General features: G+C 72.0%; 21 protein-coding genes. 13 read left to right on the forward strand and 8 right to left on the reverse strand.

Annotated features, from left to right (window positions below; translation table 11 throughout):
- Window positions 1–7: 7 nt before the first annotated feature.
- Both ASF78_RS14090 and ASF78_RS14095 read right to left on the reverse strand, forming a co-directional pair.
- The gene (locus ASF78_RS14090) at window positions 8–2,794 is read right to left on the reverse strand and encodes an FtsX-like permease family protein (RefSeq protein ID WP_056590397.1); all 2,787 of its coding nucleotides are present in this window, start codon (window positions 2,792–2,794) and stop codon (window positions 8–10) included.
- On the reverse strand, window positions 2,791–6,084 hold the full coding sequence (locus tag ASF78_RS14095) for an FtsX-like permease family protein (RefSeq protein WP_056590400.1): 3,294 nt from the start codon (window positions 6,082–6,084) through the stop codon (window positions 2,791–2,793). Before ASF78_RS14095 ends, ASF78_RS14090 begins: the two co-directional genes overlap by 4 nt.
- A gap of 187 nt (window positions 6,085–6,271) precedes the next feature.
- On the opposite strand from ASF78_RS14095, the gene ASF78_RS14100 reads away from it, so the two are divergent.
- On the forward strand, window positions 6,272–6,898 hold the full coding sequence (locus ASF78_RS14100; protein ID WP_056590402.1) for a PadR family transcriptional regulator: 627 nt from the start codon (window positions 6,272–6,274) through the stop codon (window positions 6,896–6,898).
- The gene (locus ASF78_RS14105) at window positions 6,888–8,513 is read left to right on the forward strand and encodes a DHA2 family efflux MFS transporter permease subunit (protein ID WP_056590404.1); all 1,626 of its coding nucleotides are present in this window, start codon (window positions 6,888–6,890) and stop codon (window positions 8,511–8,513) included. Before ASF78_RS14100 ends, ASF78_RS14105 begins: the two co-directional genes overlap by 11 nt.
- 49 nt (window positions 8,514–8,562) lie before the next feature.
- Here ASF78_RS14105 and ASF78_RS14110 read toward each other — a convergent pair whose 3' ends face one another.
- Window positions 8,563–9,960, reverse strand: coding sequence for a class II fumarate hydratase (locus ASF78_RS14110; RefSeq protein WP_082495061.1), 1,398 nt, complete (start codon window positions 9,958–9,960; stop codon window positions 8,563–8,565).
- Between the two features lie 22 nt (window positions 9,961–9,982).
- Window positions 9,983–10,639 carry a carbonic anhydrase gene (locus ASF78_RS14115; protein ID WP_056590410.1) on the reverse strand — a complete coding sequence of 219 codons (657 nt, stop codon included), beginning with the start codon at window positions 10,637–10,639 and terminating at the stop codon, window positions 9,983–9,985.
- A gap of 96 nt (window positions 10,640–10,735) precedes the next feature.
- On the opposite strand from ASF78_RS14115, the gene ASF78_RS14120 reads away from it, so the two are divergent.
- The 4 genes from ASF78_RS14120 to ASF78_RS14135 are packed head-to-tail and all read left to right on the forward strand — an operon-like array spanning window position 10,736 to window position 15,108.
- Entirely contained in the window at window positions 10,736–12,031 is a 1,296-nt protein-coding gene (locus ASF78_RS14120) for an extracellular solute-binding protein (protein WP_056590413.1), read from the forward strand.
- Window positions 12,028–12,987, forward strand: coding sequence for a carbohydrate ABC transporter permease (locus ASF78_RS14125; RefSeq protein WP_056590416.1), 960 nt, complete (start codon window positions 12,028–12,030; stop codon window positions 12,985–12,987). Before ASF78_RS14120 ends, ASF78_RS14125 begins: the two co-directional genes overlap by 4 nt.
- Window positions 12,987–13,835: a carbohydrate ABC transporter permease gene (locus tag ASF78_RS14130; RefSeq protein WP_056590418.1), complete on the forward strand. Its 849-nt coding sequence runs from the start codon at window positions 12,987–12,989 to the stop codon at window positions 13,833–13,835. Before ASF78_RS14125 ends, ASF78_RS14130 begins: the two co-directional genes overlap by 1 nt.
- Window positions 13,836–13,851: 16 nt before the next feature.
- Window positions 13,852–15,108, forward strand: a complete 1,257-nt coding sequence (locus ASF78_RS14135; RefSeq protein WP_056590421.1) for an ABC transporter ATP-binding protein — start codon at window positions 13,852–13,854, stop codon at window positions 15,106–15,108.
- 48 nt (window positions 15,109–15,156) lie between these two features.
- On the opposite strand, the gene ASF78_RS14140 is transcribed toward ASF78_RS14135, so the two are convergent.
- From ASF78_RS14140 to xseA, 3 genes are all read right to left on the reverse strand, one after another.
- Window positions 15,157–16,089, reverse strand: a complete 933-nt coding sequence (locus tag ASF78_RS14140; RefSeq protein ID WP_056590424.1) for a carbohydrate kinase — start codon at window positions 16,087–16,089, stop codon at window positions 15,157–15,159.
- A complete protein-coding gene (locus ASF78_RS14145; RefSeq protein WP_056590427.1) occupies window positions 16,086–16,376 on the reverse strand; it encodes an exodeoxyribonuclease VII small subunit in 291 nt (96 codons plus the stop codon). The genes ASF78_RS14140 and ASF78_RS14145 overlap by 4 nt, the downstream gene beginning before the upstream one ends.
- Window positions 16,377–16,513: 137 nt before the next feature.
- Window positions 16,514–17,770 carry an exodeoxyribonuclease VII large subunit gene (xseA, locus tag ASF78_RS14150; protein WP_056590430.1) on the reverse strand — a complete coding sequence of 419 codons (1,257 nt, stop codon included), beginning with the start codon at window positions 17,768–17,770 and terminating at the stop codon, window positions 16,514–16,516.
- A gap of 223 nt (window positions 17,771–17,993) precedes the next feature.
- Here xseA and ASF78_RS14155 point away from each other — a divergent pair, with 223 nt between their 5' ends.
- Entirely contained in the window at window positions 17,994–19,040 is a 1,047-nt protein-coding gene (locus tag ASF78_RS14155) for a 4-hydroxy-3-methylbut-2-enyl diphosphate reductase (RefSeq protein WP_056590433.1), read from the forward strand.
- A 173-nt stretch (window positions 19,041–19,213) separates the two neighbouring features.
- On the opposite strand, the gene rmuC is transcribed toward ASF78_RS14155, so the two are convergent.
- On the reverse strand, window positions 19,214–20,560 hold the full coding sequence (gene rmuC / locus ASF78_RS14160) for a DNA recombination protein RmuC (RefSeq protein ID WP_056590436.1): 1,347 nt from the start codon (window positions 20,558–20,560) through the stop codon (window positions 19,214–19,216).
- Window positions 20,561–20,638: 78 nt separating this feature from the next.
- Between rmuC and ASF78_RS14165 the strand changes: the two genes are divergently transcribed.
- From ASF78_RS14165 to ASF78_RS14185, 6 genes are all read left to right on the forward strand, one after another.
- The gene (locus tag ASF78_RS14165; protein ID WP_056590439.1) at window positions 20,639–21,406 is read left to right on the forward strand and encodes an ABC transporter ATP-binding protein; all 768 of its coding nucleotides are present in this window, start codon (window positions 20,639–20,641) and stop codon (window positions 21,404–21,406) included.
- Window positions 21,382–22,941, forward strand: a complete 1,560-nt coding sequence (locus tag ASF78_RS14170) for a hypothetical protein (protein WP_056590442.1) — start codon at window positions 21,382–21,384, stop codon at window positions 22,939–22,941. The genes ASF78_RS14165 and ASF78_RS14170 overlap by 25 nt, the downstream gene beginning before the upstream one ends.
- A gap of 27 nt (window positions 22,942–22,968) precedes the next feature.
- Window positions 22,969–24,042, forward strand: coding sequence for a redox-regulated ATPase YchF (gene ychF / locus ASF78_RS14175; protein ID WP_056590444.1), 1,074 nt, complete (start codon window positions 22,969–22,971; stop codon window positions 24,040–24,042).
- Between the two features lie 90 nt (window positions 24,043–24,132).
- On the forward strand, window positions 24,133–24,843 hold the full coding sequence (locus ASF78_RS14180; protein WP_056590447.1) for a nucleotidyltransferase domain-containing protein: 711 nt from the start codon (window positions 24,133–24,135) through the stop codon (window positions 24,841–24,843).
- A 17-nt stretch (window positions 24,844–24,860) separates the two neighbouring features.
- Window positions 24,861–25,172 (forward strand): hypothetical protein, encoded by a 312-nt coding sequence (locus ASF78_RS22435; RefSeq protein WP_156374173.1) that lies wholly within the window; start codon window positions 24,861–24,863, stop codon window positions 25,170–25,172.
- Window positions 25,173–25,590: 418 nt separating this feature from the next.
- The gene (locus ASF78_RS14185; RefSeq protein ID WP_056590450.1) at window positions 25,591–26,019 is read left to right on the forward strand and encodes a hypothetical protein; all 429 of its coding nucleotides are present in this window, start codon (window positions 25,591–25,593) and stop codon (window positions 26,017–26,019) included.
- Window positions 26,020–26,126: the final 107 nt, after the last annotated feature.

Genomic DNA, 26,126 nt, shown 5'->3' on the forward strand with positions numbered 1-26,126 from the left:
GTCGTGCTCATCGCTCGCCCACCCGCAGGACCTCGCCCAGCCGGTCCCGGCGCCGGACCGCCGACTCCACCGCCACCGCCACCGCGAGCGAGCCCAGCACCACGGCGGTCGCCACGACGATCGGGACCCACGTGACCTGCAGCGACGTCGCCGCCGGGTGACCCGTGAGCAGGTCCAGCCCCAGCGCACCCATGAGCGCCCAGGGGACCGCGATGCCGATGGCCGTCCCCGCCAGCACCGCGGCGAGGGCCAACGGCGCGAGCTCACCGAACGTCATCGCCCGTGCGGTCCGGGCGTCGAGCCCGAGCGTGCGGAGGGCGGACAGCGTGCGACCGCGCTCGCGGCTCGTCGCCACGACGGTGAGCACCAGCCCGAGCGCCGCGTACCCGGCGAGGATCACGCCCGTCGCGACGAGGAGGGCGAGCAGGCCCGCGTTGAGGGGCGACGTCCGCCACGTGCTCAGCCAGTCGACGCGCTCGGTCACGGTGATCCCGGGGGACTCGGCCACCCCCGTGTCGCGCACCGCGGCCACGGCACCGGGACCGTCCACCCAGGTGGTCGTCGCGGGCAGCTCGTCGCCGGACACCGAGGCGAAGAGCTCGCGGTCGACGACGACGACCCCCTTCGCCGTGGACAGCGTCGATGCCTCCGCGGGCAGGACCGGCGGGTTGTCCGCGTCCCCGATGACGTCGAGGGCGACGAAGTCGTCGGCACCCATGATGGCCGGTGCGATGAGCTCCGCCGTGCTGCGCAGGGACGGGGAGATGAGTGCCGGGACGCTGTCGTCGTCGGTGGACCCGAGCGACGTCAGCCCCGGGTCCACAGCGCGGCCGTGGGCGAGGAGGATCTGCGCCAGGTCGGCGGAGTCCACGAGCATGACCTGTGCCTTGACCCCGCTCGACCGGCCGAACGTGCGCTCGCTCAGGACGGTTGCACCGGCGACCGCCGTCACCCCGGGCGCGTCGCGCAGCTCCGCGACGACCGCCGGGTCGAGCCCTCCGTCGATGCGGACCTCCGCGCCGACCACGATCTCGGCGGCGGTGTCCTGGCCCGCGGAGACCGTGACGGCGGTCGTCCCGCAGAAGACCACGAGCGCGATGGCGATGGTCAGGGTGAGGAGCGGGACGCGCGTCCCGGCGGTGCGGCCCGCGCGGGCCGTCGCGACGATGGGCACGAGCGAGCGCTGACGCGCGGCGATGCCGGACAGGCCACGCAGCAGGGGCGGCAGCACGCGCGCCAGGAGCACGGTCGCGGCGCCGGCCAGGAGGACCGGAGTGGACGCCAGCAGCAGGTCGACGCCGCCGGTGGCGGTCTGCACGAGCCCGCGCCCCCGTGCCGAGACCAGCGCCGCGGCGGCGATCACGACCAGTGCGAGCTCGGCCGTCAGGCGGCGCACGCGGCGGCGTCCGAGCACGCGCTCGCGGTCCGCGCGGTTGGCGGGCAGCCGACGCCCCGTCCAGGCTCCGGCCACCACGACCGCCGCGGCGAGCGCGGGAGCCGTCGCGGCGACCAGCACGATCGTCGCGGCCACGACCCACGTGCCCCGGGGGTCGGGCACGATCAGCCATGCCCCGGCGGCACCCACCGCGGTCGCCAGCACGACGATCGGCACGCTCTCGACCAGCCCTCGCAGACCGACCGACGCGACGGACGCACCTCGGGCGCGCTCCGCGAGCAGGAAGGTCTCGCGGCGCACCACCAGCAGGCGCGCGGCGAGGACGAGCGTGAGCGCCCCGACGGCCGCGAGGCCCACGAGGAGAACCGAGGTCTGCGCCGTGCCCGCCAGCAGCCGGGCGTCGGCGACGCGCAGCACCGTGTCCAGGTCGCTGCCGACCGACGGTGGCCGCCCGTCCGACCCGGTCAACGGACCCGGCACCGCGACGATCTGGGTGACCGCCTGCGCGATCGCGCGGGTGTCGGTCGCGCGCAGGTCGGCCGGGACGACCGGGAAACGGTAGCTCGTGCTCATCGAGGTCCCGGTCTGCAGCCCGTCGGGCAGGGACGCGTCCGAGGTGAGCAGGCCTGCGCGACCGACGAGGGCGGCCGTCGCGGGTGCCGGCTGGGGTTCGCGGAGGTCGGCGAACGTGGACCACACGGGTGATGTCGGGTCGACCGGCTCGTACAGACCGGTCACGACGGCCACGGCGTCGCCGCGGGTGGGGCCGGTCAGTGGCAGCCGCGCGCCGATCTGGATCCCGAGCTGCTCCGCAGCGGCGACCGACACCCCGACCTCGACCACGCGCGGGTCCGTCGACCCGGCCGGGAGCAAGGGCGTCATGCGGGGCTCGATCCCGGTGACCCACCGGACGACAGGGTCGTCGGTCGTCGGGGTGCCGAGGTGCACGATCCGGGTGCCGATCAGGTCGTCGCCCAGCCGCGCGGTGAGGGGACCGCTCTGGACCGAGGTGACGACGGGCCCCGTCACGGCCTGGACGGGCTCCGGGAGCGAGGTCGCCATGTCCCTCGCCGCGTTCGCGACCAGGGTCGCCGCGTTGTCGATGCGCTGGGGCCGGCCCGAGGCGTCGACAGAGCCGACTCCCGGCCTGCCCAGCACGGCGACGAGGTCGGCCGCCGGTCCTGCGTCCCGGACGGCGCCCTGGACGCCCGCGTCGGCGGTCCGCAGCACGATCCGGGGGACCGCGAGCGCGATGAGCACGGTGACGGCGAGCACGACGGCGGCCAGCACCAGGAGGCCGGCATCCTGCCGGCTGCGTCGGCGCGCGACGAGGGCCGCGTCTCCCGTGGTCGAGCGCCAGCCCGCCGCGGTCCGTGTGCGCAGCGTCGTGGTCGTCATCGCTCGTCCCCCAGTCGCAGGAGCTCGCCCGACGCGCGCTTCAGCAGGGAGCTGGTGGTGAGCGCGACGGCGCCGCCGACGAGCACGACGAGCACGACGACGAGCGTCGCCTGCGAGAGCCAGGGCCACTGCACGACCACCGCCGGGATGGGTCGGCCGCCCTCGGCTGACACGGTGACCAGCGGGGCGACCACCTGGCCGAGCACGGCGCCGAGGGTGAGCCCCGCGAGCAGGCCGAGCACGCCGAGGATCCCGTGCTCGACCAGCACGGAGCGGACCAGGCCGGACCGTGCCGTCCCGAGCGCCTGCAACCGTGCCAGCTCGAGCCGGCGGGTCCGCACCGCCACGGTCGCGCTCATGGCGAAGCCCGCGACCGCGAGGGCCACCGCGGCGGCGGTCACGATCCACAGCGCAGCCTGCACGCCGACGCGCAGCGGCCCGTCGATGGCGACCGCGCGTGCCGTGACCCGGTCGACGGCGACGCCGAGGTCCTCGTGCCGGACGTGCTCGACCACTCCGGGCGCGCTCGCGTCGGGAACCTGGAACCACCACTCGTCGAGCAGCTGGCTCGTCGACGACCCCAGCAGGCTGGCACGCGTGAGCAGGTCCCGGTCGACCAGGACGGCGGCGCCCTTCGGCAGGCCGGGCAGGTAGGCGACCTCCCGCTCCATGACCACCGGCACCCGCACCCCGTCCAGGTCGAGCACGAGCTCGTCGCCTGCCTGTACCGCGAAAGCGGTGGCCAGCGTGTCGGTCACGACGACCGGGATCGGGCCGGGGGCCTCGAACGTCGCCGCGGCGAACCCGGAGCGCCCGAAGAGGATCACGAACGGGTCGATCGCGCCGGTGATGCGCAGGACCTCGTCGGTGGTCCGGACCGCAAGCAGCGGCCGGGTGTTGTTCTCCTGGAGCGCGCCCTGCACGGTCCAGGGCGCAGCGGTGAGCACGACGGAGGTCACGGTGTCGGCCGTAGCCCCTTCGGGACGCTCGACGACGCGCAGGTCCCGCACGCTGATGTCCAGGCGGGCGTCCGCCAGGCCGTCGCCGAGCAGCGACTCGGGGTCGATGTCGCCGGGAAGGATCTGCGCCACGATCCCGACGAGGCGCAGGCCGCTGGCGGTGTCCGGCAACGGGACGGCCACGTCGTCCGCGACGCCGACCACGGGGATCGGCGTCAGCTCGACCGGGGTGCGTGTGCCGAGCGGGTCCTCGAGGACGACGCTGAGCAGCAGCGTGGCGGCGACGGCGGGGGACAGGGAGCTCTCGATGTCGAGGACGAGGCCGGTGGGCGTGCCCGGGAGCGCGATGCCGGTCGCGGGTGCGGTCGGTTGCAGGGCCTCCGTGACGACGCCCCAGGACGGGGACATGCGGCCGCGCAGGAGGGCGTCCGCCTGGGTCGTGTCGAGCGCGAGGAGGTTCACCGAGCGGCCCCGGCTCTCGCCGGGGGTGTCGGCGGGGTCGCCCACGGTCACCGACCGGAACGTCACCGGGCTGGTGGCCTGCACGTCGGACAGGCCCGCGACGGCGGTCGCCTGCGCGATGCCCGAGCCGCCCATCCGGTCCAGCCGCAGGTCGGTCCCCACGGCGAGGTCCACCTGGTCGGCCTGCGACGTCCGCCAGGTGTCGAGGAAGGACTGCGAGAACGAGCCGACCGCCAGGGCGAGCGTGAGCAGCAGGACCGCCCCTGCCGCCCGGCCGGGCCGGCGACCGACCTCCCAGGCGGCGAGCGGGGCGATGAGCGACCGGCTGCGGGTGGCCAGCCGCTCGCCGAGGTGCGCGACCAGAGGCAGCAGCCGCAGCGCCAGGACGGCCCCGGCGAGCATCAGGAGGGCGGGCGCGGCCACGAGGACCGGGTCGAGACGCGCCGAGCCGGCCTCGACGACGGGCGACTTGTAGGCGCGGAGCTGCCACACCGCGAGGCCGGCGAGCACGAGGAGCGCGAGGTCGACGCCGGACCGGGCGACCCCGCCGCGGCGGTCCTGGCGGACGAGCTGCTGCTCGGCGTCGACGACGCTTCCCCGGCGGCGCAGCAGAGGCCCGAGCAGGACGGCCGCGAGGACGAACGAGGAGACGACGCAGGTGATCCACAGCGACGGCGGGCGGCCCGGGTCGTGGTTCAGGCCCGCCTCGGCGAGCGGGCCGACCGAGGTGATCGCCTGGAAGATCAGGCCCGCCAGCCACGGCGACACGAGGGTGGTGACCAGGGCGACCCCGGCGGCCTCGAGCGCCGCGAGCCCGAGCAGCTGTCGACCGGACGCCCCGCGCGACGACATGAGCGTCTGCTCGGGGGCGCGGCGGTCGGCCAGCAGCCGTGCGGCCAGCAGCAGCACCGTGACGCTGAGCACGACGAGCATGAGCCCGATGATCACGAGGCTCACCCGGGTGACCGCGAGGTTGCCGAGGGCCACGTCGATGGTGGTGTCGAGGCGCGAGCTGAACACCGTGGACACGGTCAGGAGGTCGGTCGCGGCGACCAGGCTGGCCTGGGCGTCCTCGAGCCGGGTACGCAGCGCCTCGACGGCCCCCTGCGGGCTGGCGTCGAGCTGCGGTGACGCGACGAGGGTGGCCCGCGCGACGCCGCCCGGTGCGGCGAGGGCCTCGGGGGCCACGACGAACGGGCCCCAGGCGTCGGTGACGACGAAGCCGAAGCTGCCCGGCACCGGGTACCGCGGATCGTGCTCGGTGCCCACGAGCAGGTCCCGGGTCCAGACGGTGGACGGTCCGTTCAGCTCGTGGATCCCGATGACCACCACGGCGCTGTCCTCGGAGGTCGCGAAGCTCATCACCGGGATCTCGCTGCCGACGGTCCAGCCGTACGTGTCGGCGGCCACCTTCGGGACGGTGACCTCGATCCGTCCGGTGGGGTCGGTCGCCGTCGTGGGCCACTCCCCGGCGACGAGGGTGGCGTGCGACGGCACGTCGGGGTAGGCGGCCAGGTAGGCGAGGGGCGGGATGACATCTCCCTCGCCGGTCAGCCGGTGCATGGGCGAGGTGAGCCACTGGGTCCGGGTGGAGGGGATCTCGCCGAGGAGCTCGTCGAGGTACTCCTCGCCCGCTCTGGCGGCGAGCAGGGGGTCCCCGCGGTCGAGCGAGAGGTCCACGTCGATGTCGGTCGACGTCGCGGGCGCCTGGGTGAGTGCGGCGTCGAGCGCACGGTGCTCGCTGGAGAACAGCAGGAGCGCGAACGTGCCGAGCAGGCTGGCGCCGACGAGCGCGACGGCGACCACCGTGACCAGGAGGGTCCGCTGGGCGGCGGCGCGGTGGCGCAGCACGCGCAGGCTCCAGCCCATTCGACCTCCTCGTCCCGGGGGCGCAGCGGAACGGGGGACGTCGCTGCGCGGTCCGGCGATCGTAAAGGAGCAGACAGGGAGTGTGGGAGCGATCCCGCAGTTGTGATCGAACCGATACGAACCTGCGCGACAGCGGGCACTCCGCCAGGTATATTCCGACCGGAATATTGGATCTGGAGGTGACAGGATGGCCGAGCTCTCGGCGGTCGCGGTGCTGGTGCTCGGGCTCCTGCACGAGCAGCCGATGCACCCCTACCAGCTCCACCAGACCCTCGTGGAGCGCGGGGACACCCGCATCGTCCGCGTCAACCCCGGCGCGGTCTACCACGGCGTCGAGCGGCTCGAGCGCGACGGCCTGGTCGAGGTGGTCGGCACCGACCGCACCGGCAAGCGACCCGAGCGCACCACCTACCGGATCACCGACGCCGGCCGGACAGAGTTCGCCGCCCGGCTCACCAGCCTGCTCGGCGACGAGCACCCGACCTACCCGCTCTTCTCCGTCGGGCTGGCGGAGGCCAACGAGCTGCCGGCCGCCGACGTCGTGGCGCAGCTCGTCCGGCGACGGGACCGAAAGGTCGCCCACCGCGACCACCTCGCCGCGTCCTACAGCACCGTCAGCGGCATGGGCCTGCCCCGCCGGTTCCTCCTCGACGTCGACCACGACCTGGCCACGCTGCGCGCCGAGGTCGACTGGCTCGACCGCACGATCACGGAGCTGCAGTCCGGCGCCCTCGACTGGACCAGCCCGATCCCCGACTCGTTCCACGAGGCCAAGGCCTCGATACGCAACCCGAGGACATCTCATGAGCTCTGAGCAACCCCGCGCGCTCGTCGACCTGCACGGGCGCAGCCCGTGGAGCATCCTGCCCGCCCTGTGCCTCGGCTTCTTCATGATCATGGTGGACACCACGATCGTGAACATCGCCATCCCGTCGCTCGTCGCAGCGTTCGACGCCGACCTGACGGCGGTCGGCTGGGTGAACAGCGCCTACCTGCTCACGTTCGCGACGCTGCTGCTGGTCACCGGCCGGCTGGGCGACCGGTTCGGCCCGCGCCCTGTGTTCGTCCTCGGACTCGTCATCTTCACCGTCACGTCCCTGCTCTGCGGGCTGTCGGGGTCGATCGAGATGCTCATCGCCGCCCGCGCGCTCCAGGGCGTCGGTGCCGCGCTGATGACCCCGCAGACCATGTCGATGATCACCCGGGTCTTCCCGCCGCAGAAGCGTGGTGCGGCGATGGGCCTGTGGGGTGCCGTCGCCGGCATCGCGACGATCACCGGCCCGGTGCTCGGCGGCCTGCTCGTCCAGACGGTCGGCTGGGAGTGGATCTTCTACGTCAACATCCCCGTCGGCGCCGTCGCCCTCGTGCTCGCGCTGCGGACCCTGCCCACGCTCGCCACGGCGAACAGGTCGTTCGACGGCCTCGGTGTCCTCCTCTCCGTCGTCGGCATGTTCCTCGTCGTGTTCGGTCTCCAGGAGGGGGCGACCTACGCCTGGGGGACCATCACCGGACCGATCACGGTGTGGGGCGTCATCGGCGCCGGGCTGCTCGTGCTCGTCGGCTTCGTGCTCTGGCAGCGCCACCGCGGCAGCGACGCGCTGCTCCCGCTGACCCTGTTCCACAGCCGGAACTTCTCGCTGTCCAACGTGGCCGGCGGTGCCGTGACGTTCGCGATGATCGGCATCTTCTTCCCGTTCACGCTGTTCCTGCAGGAGGTGCTCGGCCTGAGCCCGCTGAACGCGGCGCTCGTCGGGCTGCCCGGCTCGCTCCTGTCCGGGGTCGTCGCCCCCTTCGCGGGCCGGCTGTCCGACAAGGTCGCCGGGAAGTGGGTCGTCGCCAGCGGGTTCGCCATCCTCTCGGTCGCGATCACGTGGCTCGCGCTCGCCGTCCAGCCGGACGCTCCGGTGTGGCACCTCGTCCTGCCGATGACCCTGTTCGGCATCGGCACCGGCGCGCTGTTCTCGCCGCTGGCCAACCTGGCCACCTCGGGGCTCGACGGCCGGACCGCGGGCGCCGGTGCGGGGGCGTTCAACACGACCCGGCAGATCGGCGGCGTCATCGGCTCCGCCGCGATCGTCGCGATGCTCACGTCGCGGCTCGCCGTCACCATCCCGGCCGCCGCGGAGGCCGCCGCCGACCAGGTGCCCGAGCAGTTCCGCCGGTCGTTCGTCGACGGGTTCGCGTCGGGGGACTTCGCGAGCGGTGCGGCCCCGCAGCTGCCCTCGTCGGTGCCGGCGGACGTCGCAGCGCAGATCGGGCAGGTCGCACAGCAGGCGGTGCACAGCGGGTTCGCGACCGCCGTGACGCAGACGATGCTGCTCACGGTCGCGGTGCTGGTGCTGGGGCTCGTCTCCAGCCTCGCCATGAAGGGTGGCCGTCCGGTGCACCACGCGCCGGCGGCAGCAGCGAAGGTCCCCGCCGAGGTCTGACGGGTACGACGAAGGCCCCGGGGCGATCCCCGGGGCCTTCGTCGTCGGCTCAGGCCTGCGGCGGCCTCGTCATGCTCAGCACGTCCAGTGCGCTGTCGAGCTGCTCCTCGGTGACCTCGCCGCGCTCCACGAAGCCCAGGTCGATCACGGCCGCCCGCACCGTGATCCCGTGCTTCACGGCGTGCTTGGCGATCTTCGCGGCGGCCTCGTACCCGATCACGCGGTTCAGCGGCGTGACGATCGACGGCGACGACTCGGCCAGCGCGCGGGCGCGCTCCACGTTGGCGACGAGCCCGACCACGGTCTTGTCCGCGAGCAGCCGCGACGCGTTCGCGAGCAGCCGTACCGACTCCAGCACGCCCGCCGCGATCACGGGGATCTGTACGTTGAGCTCGAACGACCCGCTCGCACCGGCCCACGCGACGGTGGCGTCGTTCCCGACGACCCGCGCCGCGACCATGAGCACGGCCTCGGGGATCACCGGGTTGACCTTGCCGGGCATGATCGACGAGCCCGGCTGCAGGTCGGGGATCGCGATCTCGCCGAGGCCCGTGTTCGGGCCGGAGCCCATCCAGCGCAGGTCGTTGCAGATCTTGGTGAGGCTGACCGCGATGGTGCGCAGCGCACCGGACAGCTCGACCAGCCCGTCGCGCGAGCTCTGCGCCTCGAAGTGGTCGCGCGCCTCGGTCAGCGGCAGCCCGGTGTCCTCGCGGAGCAGCGCGATGACGCGCTGCGGGAAGCCGGCCGGGGTGTTGATGCCGGTGCCGACCGCGGTACCGCCCAGCGGGACCTCGGCGGTGCGGGGGAGCGCCGACTCGAGCCGCTCGATGCCGTACCGGACCGCGGCCGCGTACCCGCCGAACTCCTGCCCGAGCGTCACCGGGGTGGCGTCCATGAGGTGCGTCCGGCCGGACTTCACGACGGTCGCCCACTCGACGGACTTCGCCTCGAGCGCCTCGGCCAGGTGCGCCAGCGCCGGGATCAGGTCGCGGACGACGCCCGCCGTCGCGGCCACGTGCACCGACGTCGGGAACACGTCGTTCGACGACTGCGACGCGTTCACGTGGTCGTTCGGGTGCACGTCGCGCCCGAGGCGTCGCGTCGCCAGGGTCGCGAGGACCTCGTTGGTGTTCATGTTCGAGCTGGTGCCCGAGCCGGTCTGGTAGACGTCGATCGGGAAGTCGCCGTCGTGGGCACCGCTCGCGACGTCGTCGGCGGCAGCGACGATCGCGTCGGCGACGTCCTGCTCCAGCACGCCCAGCTCGGCGTTCGCGCGGGCCGCGGCCTTCTTGATGCGGGCCAGCGCCTCGATGTGGCTGCGCTCGAGGCGGCTGCCGGAGATCGGGAAGTTCTCGACCGCCCGCTGGGTCTGTGCGCGGTAGAGGGCGTCGACGGGGACGCGCACCTCACCCATCGTGTCGTGCTCGATGCGGAACTCAGAAGTCATGCGAGCCATCCTGCCGCACCTGTCAGGCCCCGACGTCCCCCAGCGACTCCGTCAGGTGCACGGTCCCGTCGGCCAGCGTGTACTCGAGCCCGATGATCGCCACGCGGCCCTCGGAGACGGACTCCGCGAGCGAGCGTGAGTACCCCTGGATCATCTGCACGGTGTGCCGCACGTGCTCGTGGCCGAGCACCGCGGGGTCCAGGGTGCCCAGCGCGCCCAGGCCGCCGCCGCCCAGGTTGACGATGCTGGGGATGACCCGGTCGACGATCGCGCGCACGAACCCGGTCGGCAGCTCACCGGTCGTCAGCGCGGTCGTCGCGGCGGCGACCGCGCCGCAGCTGTCGTGACCGAGGACCACGACCAGCGACGCCCCGAGCACGTCGACGCCGTACTCGATGGACCCGACGACCGTCGTGTCGAGCACGTGGCCGGCGGTGCGGACCACGAACACGTCGCCGAGGCCCTGGTCGAAGATGATCTCGGCGGCCACCCGGGAGTCCGAGCAGCCGAAGATCACCGCGAACGGGTGCTGGGCGACGCTGAGCTCGGAGCGGTGGTCGACGCCCTGCGACGGGTGGATCATCTCGCCGCGGACGAACCGCTCGTTCCCCTCGCGCAGCGCGGACCAGGCTTCGGCAGGTGTGGTGGGACGAGGCACGGCGCCATGCTCGCAGGTCATGCGGCGAAACGGGAGACCGTCTCCGGTGGCGGGCACCCGACGGGGGGAGTAGCAAAGGACCTGAGGCGACGACGTCTCGGTCTCGGGAGGTGTTCCGTGCGACGACGCACACGAGCTCTCGCCCTCGTCCTCGGTGCTGCGGTCGCTGCTCCGCTGGCGGCGTGCGCGGGATCCGGCGACGGCACCCCGGTGCTCACCTGGTACATCAACCCGGACGACGGCGGCCAGGCCACCATCGCCCAGGAGTGCACGGAGTCCGCGGAGGGCAAGTACGCGATCGAGACGTCCGTCCTGCCGCGCGACGCCAGCGCACAGCGCGAGCAGCTGGCGCGCCGGCTGGCCGCCAAGGACTCGTCGATCGACATCATGAGCCTGGACCCCCCGTTCATCCCGGAGATGGCCGAGCCCGGGTTCCTGGCGCCCGTCCCGGACGACGTCGCGGAGCGCGTGACGCAGAACGTCGTGGCAGGCGCCCTGGCCGGGGCGACATGGGACGACGAGCTGGTCACCGTGCCGTTCTGGGCGAACACGCAGCTGCTCTGGTACCGCAAGTCGGTGGCGCAAGCCGCGGGCCTCGACCCGGCCGCGGCCGCGGTGACGTGGGACCAGATCATGACCGCGGCCAAGGACCAGGACAAGTACCTCGCCGTCCAGGGCACCAAGGCGGAGTCGCTGACCGTCTGGATCAACGCGCTCATCGCCTCCGCAGGCGGGACGATCATCGAGAACCCCGAGGCCCCGGCCGACGAGGTCGAGCTCGGGCTGGAGAGCCCGGCCGGTGAGGCCGCCGCGACGATCATCGGCACGATCGGCAAGGAGAACCTCGGTGGCCCGGGGCTGCCGACGGAGGACGAGGGCGCGTCGCTGTCCATCTTCCAGGGCGACAAGGGCTCCTTCATGGTCAACTGGCCGTTCGTCTGGTCCGCCACGAAGGCAGGCGTCGAGGACGGCACCTTCGACCAGGCCCTGCTCGACGACATCGGCTGGGCGCTCTACCCGCAGGTCACCGAGGACCAGGAGACCGCGCCACCGTACGGCGGGATCAACCTCGGGATCGGCGCCTACAGCAAGTACGTCGACCTCGCCTACGAGGCGGCCGAGTGCATCGTGACCCCCGAGCACCAGGCGCAGTACTTCGCGACGAACGGCAACCCGCCGTCCAACACCGAGGCGTTCGACGACCCCGCCGTCGTCGAGGCGTTCCCGATGGCGGACGTCATCCGGGAGTCGCTCGAGCTCGCGGTGCCGCGACCGCAGACCCCGTACTACAACGAGGTGTCCACCGGTCTGCAGCAGACGTGGCACCCGCCGAGCGCCGTGACACCGGAGGTCACGCCGACCAAGTCGAGCGACCTGATCACCGCCGTGCTTCGAGGGGAGCAGCTCCTATGACCACGGTCGCCGACAAGAGGCCGGACCTGCGCGACGCCGCAGCGAAGGCCGGCCGCAGCGACCGTGCGCGGTCGGAGGCCCGCCTCGGCTGGCTGCTCGCCGGTCCCGCGTTCGTCGTCATGCTCGCCGTCACGCTCTACCCGATCCTGCAGGCGTTCTACGACTCGCTGTTCCACTTCCGGCTCACGGCACCGGACGACAAGGGCTGGGCCGGGCTGAGCAACTACGCGGTCGTGCTGTCCGACCCGCTCTTCTGGCAGGCGCTCGGCGTGACCGTCTTCATCACTGTCGTCACCGTGGTGGTCGAGCTGCTCCTCGGGTTCGCGCTCGCACTCGTCATGCACCGCGCCATCACCCAGCTGCGCGGTCTGCTCCGCACGGCGATCCTCGTGCCGTACGGGATCATCACCGTGGTCTCGGCGTTCGCGTGGTTCTACGCGTTCGACATCAACTCCGGGTACATCAACCACTGGTTCTCGTGGGTGCCCGGGATCAGCACGGACCTGAACTGGTTCGCCCAGCAGGGCACCAGCCTCTTCGTCATCATCATGTCGGAGATCTGGAAGACCACCCCGTTCATCTCGCTCCTCCTGCTCGCCGGGCTCTCGCAGGTTCCGACCGAGCTCGAGGAGGCCGCCGAGGTCGACGGTGCCACGTGGTGGCAGCGCCTGACGCGCGTGGTCCTGCCCAACATGAAGGCCGCGATCATGGTGGCGGTCCTGTTCCGGGCACTCGACGCGTTCCGGATCTTCGACAACGTCTTCATCATGACGAACGGCGCGAACGGCACCGAGGTGCTGTCGCTCCTGGCCTACCGGACATCCATCGGACGGCTCGAGATCGGGCTCGGCTCCGCCATCTCGGTGCTGCTGTTCCTGTGCGTGATCGGCATCTGCTGGGTCGCGGTCAAGCTGTTCAAGGTCGATCTCGCCGGCGGCGCGAGGGGGGCGAGCTGATGAAGCAGCTGTCGGGTCGCGCCAAGGTCGCCTGGGCGCTCATCACGATCTTCGTGCTCGCCTACGCGCTGTTCCCGATCGTGTCGATCTTCGCCACGTCGTTCAAGCTGCCGTCCCAGCTCAATCTCGGGCTGTTCTGGCCGAAGACCTGGTCGACCGTGAACTACGAGGAGATCCTCGCGCCGGACGGCTCCGCGCAGACGCTGTTCCTGTCCTCGCTGCGCAACTCGATCGGCATCTGCCTGATCGCCACGGGCATCGCCGTCGTCCTGGCCACGCTCGCCGCCTACGCGATCGCCCGCCTCGACTTCCCTGGCAAGCGGCTGGTCCTGCTCACCGCGCTCGGCGTCTCGATCTTCCCGGTCATCTCGATCGTGACGCCGCTGTTCAACCTCTGGCGCAACATCGGCCTCTACGACACCTGGCTCGGCCTGATCATCCCGTACCTGTCGCTGACGCTGCCGATCTCCATCTGGACCCTCGCCGCGTTCTTCCGGCAGATCCCGTGGGAGCTCGAGCAGGCCGCCCAGGTGGACGGCGCGACCACGTGGCAGGCCTTCCGCAAGGCGATCGTGCCGCTGGCCGCACCGGGCGTGTTCACCACCGCGCTGATCGCGTTCTTCATCGCGTGGAACGACTTCGTCTACGGCATCTCGCTCACGTCGACCGACCGCGCCCGTCCCGTGCCGGCCGCGCTCGCGTTCTTCACCGGCGCCTCGCAGTTCGAGGAGCCGACGGGGTCCATCTCCGCCGCCGCCATCATCGTGACCATCCCGGTGGTCATCCTCGTCCTGCTCTTCCAACGCCAGATCGTGTCCGGCCTGACCCAGGGCGCCGTCAAGGGCTGACCAGCAAGGAGATCCGATGGCCGCCATCACTCTCAAGGACATCGTCAAGCAGTACGGCGACGGCTTCCTCGCCGTGAAGGGTGTGAGCCTCGACATCGCCGACGGCGAGTTCGTCATCCTCGTCGGCCCCTCGGGCTGCGGGAAGTCCACCCTGCTGCGGATGATCGTCGGCCTGGAGGACATCACTGCAGGTGAGCTGACCATCGGCGGGACCCGGGTGAACGACAAGGCGCCCCGCGACCGCAAGCTCGCCATGGTGTTCCAGAACTACGCCCTCTACCCCCACCTCACCGTCTTCGAGAACATCGCCTTCCCGCTGCGCCTGCAGAAAGGGCAGTTCACCGAGGCGCAGATCCGGGAGAAGGTCGAGCACGCCGCCAAGACCCTCGAGCTGCAGGACCACCTCGACCGCAAGCCTGCCAACCTGTCGGGCGGCCAGCGGCAGCGGGTCGCGATGGGCCGTGCGATCGTGCGCGACGCGGAGGCGTTCCTGTTCGACGAGCCGCTGTCCAACCTCGACGCCAAGCTGCGCGGCCAGATGCGCACCGAGATCGCCCGCATGCAGCGCCGCCTCGGCACCACGACCGTCTACGTCACGCACGACCAGACCGAGGCCATGACCCTGGGCGACCGCGTCGCCGTGCTCCGCAAGGGCGAGCTCCAGCAGGTCGCCAGCCCCCGCGGCCTCTACGAGCAGCCCGTCAACCTCTTCGTCGCCGGCTTCATCGGCTCGCCGCCCATGAACTTCCTGCCGGGGGAGGTCGACGGGTCCACGATGCACCTGCCGTTCGCCGACGTCCCGATCTCCGCCGACCTCGCGTCCAAGCTCGGCGGCAAGGACCTCGTCATCGTCGGGATCCGCCCCGAGCACTTCGAGGACGTCAACCTGCTGGAGGAGTCCAAGGTGTCCTCCGGCGTCACCTTCACCGCGCCCGTGGACGTCAGCGAGTGGCTCGGCTCGGAGCTCTACGCCTACATCCCGTTCGAGACCAACCCGAACGTCGCCCAGACCCTCGAGGAGCTCGACCGCGACCTCGACGGCGAGGGCCTGCGCACCCAGCTCATCGTCACGCTCGGCTCCGAGACGAAGGTCCGCGACGGCGACGACGCCAACCTCTGGTTCGACCCGGCCCGCATGATGGTGTTCGACCCCGAGACCGGCGAGAACCTCACCTGGGACGCCGACGCCGCGAAGACCATCGACCAGGAGAACGAGGCCGACCGCAAGGCGTCGCTGGAGCGCGCGCAGGCGCGCGAGAGGGCCAACGCGTGACGGTCGCGCTCAGCGGGCGTCCGCCGGGCTGGGACGGGCTGGGACGGCTCAGTCGAGCTCGGACGAGCGCGGCGGGTTGGCGCCGGCGCGCGACACGGTGATCGCCGCGATGCGCGCGCACCGCTCCAGCACACCCTCGACGGTCGCCGCGTCGACGTCCGCCAGCGCCTGCCGACGGTCCGCCCCGAGCAGCCCGGCCGACCAGAGCCCGTCGATCAGCCCGCCCATGAACGAGTCCCCGGCACCGACGGTGTCCGCGACCTGCACCTTCGGGGCGGTCACGGAGATCCGCGCACCGGCGGACGTGCTCGCGAACGCCCCCTCGCCACCGTGCGTGACCACGACGAGCGACGGCCCGGACCGACTCCACTCCTCGGCGATCTCCGCCGGTGCGACGCCCGGGTGCAGCCACGCGAGGTCCTCGTCGCTGACCTTCACCACGTCGGCCAGCCGCACCAGTGCGTCGACGACCGGCAGCGCGTGCGCGGGCGAACCCATGAGCACCGGCCGCAGGTTGGGGTCGTACGTGATGGTCGACGTCGACCGGCTCCGGGCCACGATCTTGGCGACCGCTGCACCACCGGGCTGCAGCACCGTCGCGATCGAGCCGGTGTGGACGACCAGCGGGTTGCCGGGGTCCTCGTCCCACGTCTCGGGCAGGTCCCACTCCAGGTCGAACTCGTACGAGGCGGTCCCCTCGGCGTCCAGGTGCGCCGTCGCGACGGGCGTGCGCAGCGCCGAGCGGTTGCCCTTCAGGACGTTGACGCCGGAACCGCGCAGGTGGCGACGCACCAGGTCGCCGTCCGCGTCGTGCCCGAGCCACGTCAGCAGGTCCACGCGCCGACCGAGCCGGCCGAGCCCGAGGGCGACGTTGGCCGGGCTGCCACCAGGGTGCTGCGCGCGTCCGCCGTCCGGGCGCGCGACCACGTCGATGAGCGCCTCGCCGATGACGAGGGCCCGGTCTGCTGTCGGCGTGGTCATCGGGTCTCCTCGTCGTCGGGGCTCTCGCTCGTACCGCGCACCGCGGTGTCCCGGACGGCGGTGAGCCGCTCGCGGGCACCGTCGAGCCACTCCTGGCACCGCGTCGCGAGGGCCTCACCGCGCTCCCAGAGCGCGAGCGACTCCTCGAGCGTCGCCGCACCCGCCTCGAGCCTGGCGACGACCGCGACGAGCTCGTCGCGTGCCTCCTCGTAGCCGAGGGTGGCCACGTCGGCGTTCGGGTCGGGCGGGGGCGGGGCGGACGCGGGGGAGGGGGACGACTTCGGCACGGGGACAGTCAACCAGGACCAGCCCACACGGTCGGCAGGTGCCCGGAACGTGGAGCCGGTGGCCGGTGGCCGGTGGCCGGTGACGGGGCGTTCGAGGCGGGACAGCTGGCCGGCCGGTGGTGACCGTCGCGAGTGGTTCAGCCCGTCGCGACCGTCGCGGTCAGCTCGCCGCGGGCGACGCGGATGCGCAGTGCGTCGTCCGGCGAGACGTCGTCCGGGTCGCGGACCACGTGCCCGTCGGCGCGCTGCACGACGGCGTAGCCGCGGTCGAGGGTGGCGGCCGGTGAGAGGGCCCGGACCTGCGCGGTGAGCCCGGCGACCTCCGCGTGACCGTGCACGAGCGCGGTGTGCAGGGATCGTCGCGCGCTCTCCCGCAGGGCCGCGAGGCGGTGCTCGTGGACGTCGACGAGCGTGGTCGGGTTCGCGAGCACGGGCCTGCTGCGCCAGTGGTCGAGCCCGGTCTGCTCGCGGGTGAGCCGCATGGTCAGCGCCGCACGGGCACGGAGCCGGGCCTGGGTGACCCGCGCCCGCTCCTCGCGGACGTCGGGCACGACCCGCTTGGCCGCGTCGGTCGGCGTCGAGGCGCGAAAGTCCGCGACGAGGTCGAGCAGCGGAGTGTCCAGGTGATGACCGATCGCGCTGACCAGAGGAGTCCGGCAGGCCGCCGCGGCGCGCACGAGGGACTCGTTGCTGAACGGCAGCAGGTCCTCGAACGACCCACCGCCGCGGGCGACGACGATCACCTCGACGCGCGGGTCCCGGTCCAGCTCCGCGATCGCCGCGCTGACCTCGGGGACCGCCCGCGGACCCTGCACCGTCACCCGACGGATCTCGAACTGCACGGCCGACCACCGGGCGCGGGCGTTGGACACCACGTCGTGCTCGGCGTCGCCCTGCTGCGCGACGATCAACCCCACCACCGCGGGCAGGAAGGGCAGCGGACGCTTGCGCGACGGCTCGAACAGCCCCTCGGCTCCCAGCACGCCCTTGAGGTGCTCGATCCGCGCGAGCAGCTCACCCAGCCCGACGAGCCGCACGTCGTCGGCGGCGAACGTCAGCGTCCCCTTCTTGGCGTGGAACTGCGGCCGCGCGTGGACGACGAGGTGCGCGCCGTCCGCGAGCCTGTCCGCGAGCTTGTCGATCGCGACGGCAGGGGCCGTGACCGACAACGACATGTCGAGGTCGGTGTCCCGCAGCGTGAGGAAGTAGAGGGAGTTCCACCGCTTCAGGTTCAGCACCTGCCCCTCGACCCAGACCGGGGGCATCTTCGCGATGTAGTCGGCGATCTTCGGTGCCAGGTGCCGCACCGGCCACGGGCGGTCGGGGGTGGTGTCCGCCGCGCGCAGCGGGGGAGGGCCGGCCGACGCCGGGCTGCTCAGGGGGCCGGTGCTCACGCGCCCCAGCCTGCCCCATGGCGCCGACATCCCGGTCCCCGAGGCGCGCCGCGGGCCTTCGTGACGTGGGTCGCGCTCCCGGGTGACGACGGCAGCTGCCCCGCGGGGACCGGCTCGGCACCGGCTGCCGGCATGTGACGGCGGCGTGCGGGTCGGGTGCAGGTCACACCCCTGGGGCGCCTCCGAGCAGGGCGGACGCGGCTCGCCGATCTAGACTCGGACCGTGACTTCCCCGACCGTCTCCGCCTCCGGCACGCCCGCGACCGGCAAGCGCGTCCTGCTCGCCGCCCCTCGCGGCTACTGCGCCGGCGTCGACCGCGCGGTCATCGCCGTCGAGAAGGCGCTCGAGCACTACGGCGCCCCGGTGTACGTGCGCAAGGAGATCGTCCACAACAAGTACGTCGTCGAGACGCTGGCGTCCCGCGGTGCCGTGTTCGTGAACGAGACCGACGAGGTGCCCGAGGGTGCCCACGTCGTCTTCTCCGCGCACGGCGTCTCCCCGGCGGTCCACGCGCAGGCGGCGGCGCGGAACCTGCAGACCATCGATGCCACCTGCCCGCTGGTCACCAAGGTCCACAAGGAAGCGGTGCGGTTCGCGTCCGAGGACTACGACATCCTGCTCATCGGCCACGACGGCCACGAGGAGGTCGAGGGCACCTACGGCGAGGCCCCCGACCACATCCAGGTGGTGAACTCCCCGGACGCCGTCGCCGACGTGGTGGTCCGCGACCCCGACCGCCTCATCTGGATCTCGCAGACGACGCTCTCGGTCGACGAGACCATGGACACCGTCCGCAGGCTGCGCGAGCGGTTCCCGAACCTGCAGGACCCGCCCAGCGACGACATCTGCTACGCCACGCAGAACCGTCAGGTGGCCGTGAAGAAGCTCGCTCCGGAGTGCGACCTCGTCATCACGGTCGGTTCCGCGAACTCGTCGAACTCCGTCCGGCTGGTCGAGGTCGCCCTGGACGCCGGCGCGCGGACCTCGTACCGCGTCGACATGGCCTCCGAGATCGACCTCGCGTGGCTCGACGGCGTCACCACGGTCGGGGTCACGTCGGGGGCCTCCGTCCCGGAGATCCTGGTCAAGGACGTCCTGGCCCTGCTCGCCGAGCATGGCTTCGGTGACGTCCAGGAGGTCCGCACCGCGACCGAGGACCTCATGTTCTCGCTGCCCCGTGAGCTCCGCGCCGACCTCAAGGCCGCCGGCAAGGCCCCGGTCACCCCCCGCCGCGAGGGCCGCAGGTCGCTGGACGTCCAGCCCGCCTGACCCCGGAGCGCGCTGACGGGCCGCCGCCGCGCCCCCGTCGACCGACCTCCCCCCGTCCCGCAGCGCTCACCAAGCCGTGGGCCACGCATCACGCGCGCCGCGCGGCACCCATGGCGTGCTCGACATGACGCCCATGTCGGGTTCGGCGGGTCGCTCGTCCACCGGGCGACGGGTCAGGCCGTCGTCGCGTCCGGAGTCTGGGTGGCGCGTTCCTCGCGGAGGGCGCGGTCGTCGCGGTCGGCGCGGCCGTCGAACAGGACGATCAGCTCCTCCGCCGATGCCACCAGCTCCGGCGCGCTGACGGCAGACAGCTGCGGGTTCGACGGAGCGGGGGTCTCCAGGTCGCCGTCGACGACGTGCAGGTCGGCGAACCGTCGCGCGCTGACCAGGACCCGGGTCTCCAGCGACGACACCGTCTGGTTGTACGCGCCGGCGGCGGAGTCGATGGCTCGGCCCAGCTTGGCCAGGTGCGCGCCCATGGTGGCGAGGCGGCCGTGCAGCTCCTTGCCGAGCGACAGGACGGCCTGCGCGTTGCTGGCCAGCGCGTCCTGGCGCCAGGCGTACGACACGGTGCGCAGGAGGGCGAGCAGGGTGGTCGGAGTCGCGATGACGACGTTGCGCTCGAAGGCGTACTCGATCAGCAGCGGGTCCTGCTCGGCGGCGGCGTGCAGGAACGACTCGGCGGGCACGAACATCACGACGAACTCCGGCGCGGGGGCGAACTGGTCCCAGTAACGCTTGCCCGCCAGGTCGTCGACGTGCGCGCGGACGTGCCGGGCGTGCGCGGCGAGCCGCTCGACCCGGACGCGCTCGTCGGTGGCCTGCGCGGCGTCGAGGAACCCGAGAAAGGCGACCTTGGCGTCGACGACGACGTTCTTGCCGCCCGCGAGCTTGATGACCATGTCCGGCCGGAGCAGACCGTCGTCGGTGCGCACCTGGTCCTGCTCGACGAAGTCGACGTGCGCGAGCATGCCGGCAGCCTCGACGACCCGCTTGAGCTGCAGCTCACCCCACTTCCCCCGGACCTGCGACGAGCGGAGCGCGGTGACGAGCTGCGCGGTCTCCCCGCGGAGGTGCTCGGAGGCCAGGTGCATCGCGCGGACCTGCTCGCCGAGGGCGGCCTGACCGGCGGCACGGGCCTGCTCGGCGGTCGACAGCTCGGCGCGCACCTGGTCGAGCGTGCGGGACAGCGGCTCGACCATGGCGCGTACGGCCTGCTCGCGCTGGGCGAGCTCCCCGACCTGCGTCTGGTGGTCGGCGGCGAACCGCTGGTGCGCGAGCGCGAGGAACTGGTCGGAGCTCGTCGCGAGGGCGTCGGCGGCCAGGGCGCGGAACTGGTCGGCCAGCCGGTCGGAGTCCGCGAGCCGGGCCTGCGCGCCCGCCCGCTCCGCCTCCAGCTGCGCCTGCGCCCGGGCGGTCTCGAGGTCGGCGGCACGCAGCCGGGCCGATGCGAGCATCCAGCCGGCGAGCGCGCCGACGACGGCGCCGATCGCGAGTCCCAGCAGCAGTCCTGTGTCCATGGGTGAAGGCTCGCAGCACCTACCGACATCCCACCGGAGGAGGAGGCACGACGCACCGACGCCGCCTACGGTGGTCCGATGTCGAACGCACCCGCTCTCGAGCTGCGCGGACTGTGGCGCAAGTTCGGTGACAAGATCGCTGTCTCCGGGATCGACCTCGTCGTCCCCGCCGGTTCGTTCTACGGTCTCGTCGGCCCGAACGGTGCGGGCAAGACGACGACGCTGTCGATGGCGACCGGCCTGCTGCAGCCCGACTTCGGCACCGTGCTCGTGCACGGGCACGACCTGTGGGCGTCGCCCATCGAGGTCAAGGCCATGCTCGGCGTGCTGCCCGACGGCGTCCGCCTCTTCGACCGGCTGACGGGCGAGCAGCTCATCACCTACGCGGGGCTCCTGCAGGGGCTCGACCGCGAGACCGTCGCCGCCCGCGCGACCGACCTGCTCGCCGCCCTCGACCTGACCGCCGACGCGACGAAGCTCGTCGTCGAGTACTCCGCGGGCATGACGAAGAAGGTCGCCCTCGCGTGCGCGCTGGTGCACGCGCCGCGGCTGCTCGTCCTGGACGAGCCGTTCGAGGCGGTCGACCCGGTGTCCGCGGCGAACATCCGCGACATCCTCGGCTCCTACGTCCGCTCGGGCGGGACCGTGATCGTGTCGTCGCACGTCATGGACCTGGTCCAGCGGATGTGCGACCACGTCGCGGTGATCGCGGCGGGGCACGTGCTGGCGGCCGGCACGATCGACGAGGTCCGCGGTGACGGCAGCCTCGAGGACCGGTTCGTCGACCTGGTCGGCGGTCGCGTGAGCGGGGAGGGGCTGGCGTGGTTGCGCACCTCGTCCGCCTGAAGCTGACGCTCCTGCGCAACGCGCTGCGGCGCAGTGCGTGGCAGGTGGTCGGCCTCGTGGTCGCCCTGCTGTACGGACTCGGTGCCCTGGCGATCGTCGTGGGGTCGATGGCCGTGCTGAGCGTGCAGGAGCCGGACATCCGAGGGCTCGTCGTGGTGCTCCTCGGCTCCGTGCTCGTCCTCGGCTGGTGGGTGGTGCCGCTCATCGCGTTCGGTCTGGACTCGACGATCGACCCGGCGCGGTTCGTCACGTTCGCCATCCCGCGGCGTTCCCTCCTGACGGGTCTGGCGCTCTCCGGGGTGATCGGGGTGCCCGGGGTGGTCACGGTCGGTGCGGCCCTGTCGATGGCGGGGGTCTGGTGGCGGACCCCGGCGGCTCTCGTCGTCGGGCTCGTCTGCTCGGTGCTCGCCGTGGCGACGTGCGTGATCGGTGCCCGGGCGACCACCTCGGCCGCGTCGACGCTGGTCACGGGACGACGCTTCCGTGAGGTGATGGCCGCGGTCGCCGTGCTGCCGATCATCGTCATCGGCCCGGTCATCGGTCGCGTGACCTCGGGGACCACGATCACCCAGGACCTGCTCCAGCAGGTGGCCGACGCCGCGTCGTGGACGCCGTTCGGCGCGGTCTGGGCCGTGCCCGGGGACGTCGCCGACGGGCAGTGGGGTCTGGCGGCGGCGCGCTTCGGGATCGCCGTCGCGACGATCGCCGTCGTCGCTGTCGTGTGGGAGCGGGCACTCGCGCACGCGCTGGTCAACCCCGCTCACCAGAAGGTCTCGTCGAAGGGGCGCGGCCTCGGCTGGTTCGACCGGCTGCCGGCGACGCCGCTGGGCGCGGTCACCGCCCGCTGCCTCACCTACTGGGCGCGGGACCCGCGCTACGCGCTCGCTGTCGCCGTTGTACCAGTGCTCGCCATCGTGCTGTACGTCGTCAGCCCGGGCGGTGGCGTGGTCCTGCTCATCGGCCCCATCGCCGCCTACCTGATGGGCTGGGGGATCTCCGCCGACGTCGCCTACGACGGCACGGCGTTCTGGACGCACGTCGCGGCGCCCCTGCACGGGACCGCGGACCGGCTCGGTCGCGTCATCGCCGCCGGGGTCATCGCGCTCCCCGCGGTCGCGGTCCTCGTGGTCGCCTCGGCGCTGGTCGCAGACCAGCCCCACACCATCCCTGCACTGCTCGGGCTGTCGTTGGGCGTGCTGCTCACGTCGCTCGGCGGGTCCAGCGTCCTGTCCGCGCTCGTCGTCTACCCCGTCCAGCTGCCGGGCGAGAACCCGTTCCAGACGAAGCAGGGCGCGTCGACGGCGTCGGTCGTCTCGCAGCTCGTCGGCTGGCTCGTCGTCATGGCGCTCTGCCTGCCCGAGATGATCCTGGCGCTCATCGCCGTGCGGGGCGGGTCGGTCACGCTCGGCTGGGTGACGCTCGCGGTCGGCCTGGTCCTCGGGTCTGTCCTGCTCATCGTCGGTGTCCGCGTCGGCGGTCGGACGCTCGACCGGACGGGGCCGAACCTCCTGAGCAAGATCGTGGCGTTCGCCTGACGGAACGCCCCCGTAGACTTCCCCGACGTGGCACTCACCATCGGCATCGTCGGCCTGCCCAACGTCGGCAAGTCCACCCTCTTCAACGCGCTGACCCGCGCGCAGGTCCTCGCGGCGAACTACCCGTTCGCGACGATCGAGCCCAACGTCGGCGTCGTCCCGCTGCCCGACCCTCGGCTGGAGACGCTCGCCGAGCTCTTCGGCTCCGAGCGGATCCTGCCCGCGACCGTGTCGTTCGTCGACATCGCCGGCATCGTCAAGGGCGCCAGCGAGGGTGAGGGCCTGGGCAACAAGTTCCTCGCCAACATCCGTGAGGCCGACGCGATCTGCCAGGTCACGCGCGTGTTCGCCGACCCGGACGTCGTGCACGTCTCCGGTGCGGTGAACCCGAAGGACGACATCGAGATCATCGCCACCGAGCTGATCCTCGCGGACCTGCAGACCCTCGAGAAGGCGATCCCGCGCCTCGAGAAGGAGGTCCGCGCGAAGAAGGCGGACGCCGGCCTGCTCGCCGCGGCACAGGAGGCGTTCGCGGTCCTCGAGACCGGCCAGACGCTCGCGGCCAGCGGCACGACGATCGAGCACGTCGAGGAGCTGCAGCTCATGACGAGCAAGCCGTTCATCTACGTCTTCAACACCGACGACGCCGGCCTGGCCGACACGGCGATGCAGGACGAGCTCCGCGCGCTGGTCGCCCCCGCCGACGCGATCTTCCTCGACGCCAAGTTCGAGTCCGAGCTCGTCGAGCTCGAGCCTGACGAGGCCAAGGAGATGCTCGCCGACAGCGGCCAGGACGAGGCCGGGCTCGACCAGCTCGCGCGCGTCGGCTTCCACACGCTCGGCCTGCAGTCCTACCTGACCGCCGGCCCCAAGGAGTCCCGCGCCTGGACGATCCACCAGGGCTGGACGGCCCCGCAGGCTGCCGGCGTCATCCACACGGACTTCCAGAAGGGCTTCATCAAGGCCGAGGTCATCTCGTTCGACGACCTCGTCGCCGCCGGCTCCGTCGCCGCCGCGCGGGCCGCCGGCAAGGCCCGCATCGAGGGCAAGGACTACGTGATGGCCGACGGCGACGTGGTGGAGTTCCGCTTCAACGTCTAGCGCTGCGGTGCCGAGAGCTGCCCGCACGGATTATCTGGGATACTGGAAGTACTTCTGGAATACCAGCGATACTTCCGGTATTCTAGTTACATGGACTTCGCCTTTCCGCTCAGTGCGGCCGTGCCCGGTGTGCACGGTCGGGTACTGGCAGTCCTCGCCCGCTCGGGCTTGCCGCAGACCGGGAAACGCATCGCGGAGATGGCGGGAACCTCGGTGGAGCAGACCAGACAGGTGTTGCTCCGCATGAGCGAGTCCGGTCTCGTCGAGTCCCGACGCGCAGGTCAAGCAGTGCTCTATGAGAGCAACCCACGGCATCTGCTGTGGCCGTGGATTGAGCGGCTCGTGATCGAGGCAGATCAGGCCCTGTGGGCTGTGAAGCGGCGCGTCAGCGTGAAGATCGGCGACCTGGTTGCCTCAGCGGACGCAGCCAGGGTCACTGCTGCGCTCTTCGGGTCGGTCGCACGCGGTGACGCTCGACCTGACAGTGACGTCGACATCCTTCTGATCACGCCGGACGAGTTCGCCGAGCTTATGGTCGAAGCGCTCGTTGTCGGTGTGATTCGTGAGGTTGAAGCCGCGACCGGTAACGACTGCAACATCTATCAGGTCAGTCGGGAACGGTTCGACGAGCTCGTCCAGGAGCGCGACCCGATGGTCCTGTCGCTGGCCACGGACGCTGACGTGTTTCACGGTCCCAACTTCCGCCGCAGACTGACAGGAGGACCGTGGGAAGAACCCGGAACACCACACCCAAGGACGATCGAGAGCGGGCCGCTACCGCACGCGAGCACTTCCAGGTAGCGCAGGAGCGTCTGCTGATGGCACCTGACGGAAGCTCGTCGGAAGCACAGGTCGCCGCAGCGAACGCAGTCATCGCAGCGATCGCAGCATCCGACGCGATCTGCGGGCGCGCTCTTGGACACCACTCGACCGAGCAGGACCATCGTGCTGCCGGGAAACTCCTCGAGGCAACTGGGCCAGACGGAACGGTGCTCGCCGCGAAGTTCACACGACTCGCATCCGACAAGACCGACCTGACCTATGGCGGTTGGTGCACCAAGGCCGTGGCCGCTCGCGCTGTGCGGGATGCGCAGGCACTCATCGACGAACTGGATCGACGATCGCTCTAGATGGCGCGTGTCGTTGATCGGCGTCGCAACGTGCGGACTCAAGGTCCAAGCAGAACGAGCGGCATGTGGTGCAACCCCCACTGGACGCGCGGCTGACGGCGACGTGGCGGAGTGTCGCGTCAACGTGTGAACGGTCGGCGGGCTACCGTCGGTCCGGCTCGGACCTGTCTGGCAGCGTGTAGGGACCGCCCTCGTAGAAGACGACGAGGGGTCGACCGGTCTCGTCTTCCCACCGCTCCGCCATGACGACGGTCCTGGCGCGATGCGGTCGAGTTCCGCTTCAACGTGTGACGGCGTCGAAGAGCCTGCGCGCCGAGCGGGTGAACCTCCGTCGGGTGTCCCGGTGTGTCCGGGTTCGGGCGGGGTGACTTCCCTCCGACCCGGCCCGTCGTGACGTGGGCGCCGTACGCTCGCAGGCATGACCCAGGCCGAGGATCTCGCCAGTGTGGAACGCTTGTACGCAACGCTCGAGACGAGCGCGCTGCTGGCGCTCCTGCCGTTGATCGACACGCTCGCGGAGCGGGTTCGTCAGGAGATCGAGCGCATCGGCGGGCCTGTCACGTCCATCTCCGACGCGCAGAAGCACGCCGCCCTGTTCGAGTCCGTCACGGCGGGTCTCACGGGCCTCGCGAACCAGTGGCCGGGCAGCGACGCCTTCCAGGAGATGCAGGCGCAGGTGGACGCCGACAAGGCCAAGCTCCAGGCCCGAGCCGAGTCGGCCCGCGCGTTCGAGGCCGAGGCCCTCGACAGGACGTTCGTGTACTCGATCAACCTGCACCAGCGCAGGCAGCTCGCGATCTTCGAGCTCGAGCGGCGCGGCGTCCTGCCGACGTGGTTCAGCGCGTAGGTCTCTCGGGGGACGGTGGCAGTGGTGACGCCGTCGTGATGCTGCCGTGATGGGGCCGGACGTAGCGTCCTGTCGTCGGCTCCACCGTGCCGGATCCACGGAGCCGG

Origin of the sequence: Cellulomonas sp. Leaf334, from assembly GCF_001424195.1 — a bacterium.
Lineage (GTDB): Bacteria > Actinomycetota > Actinomycetes > Actinomycetales > Cellulomonadaceae > Cellulomonas.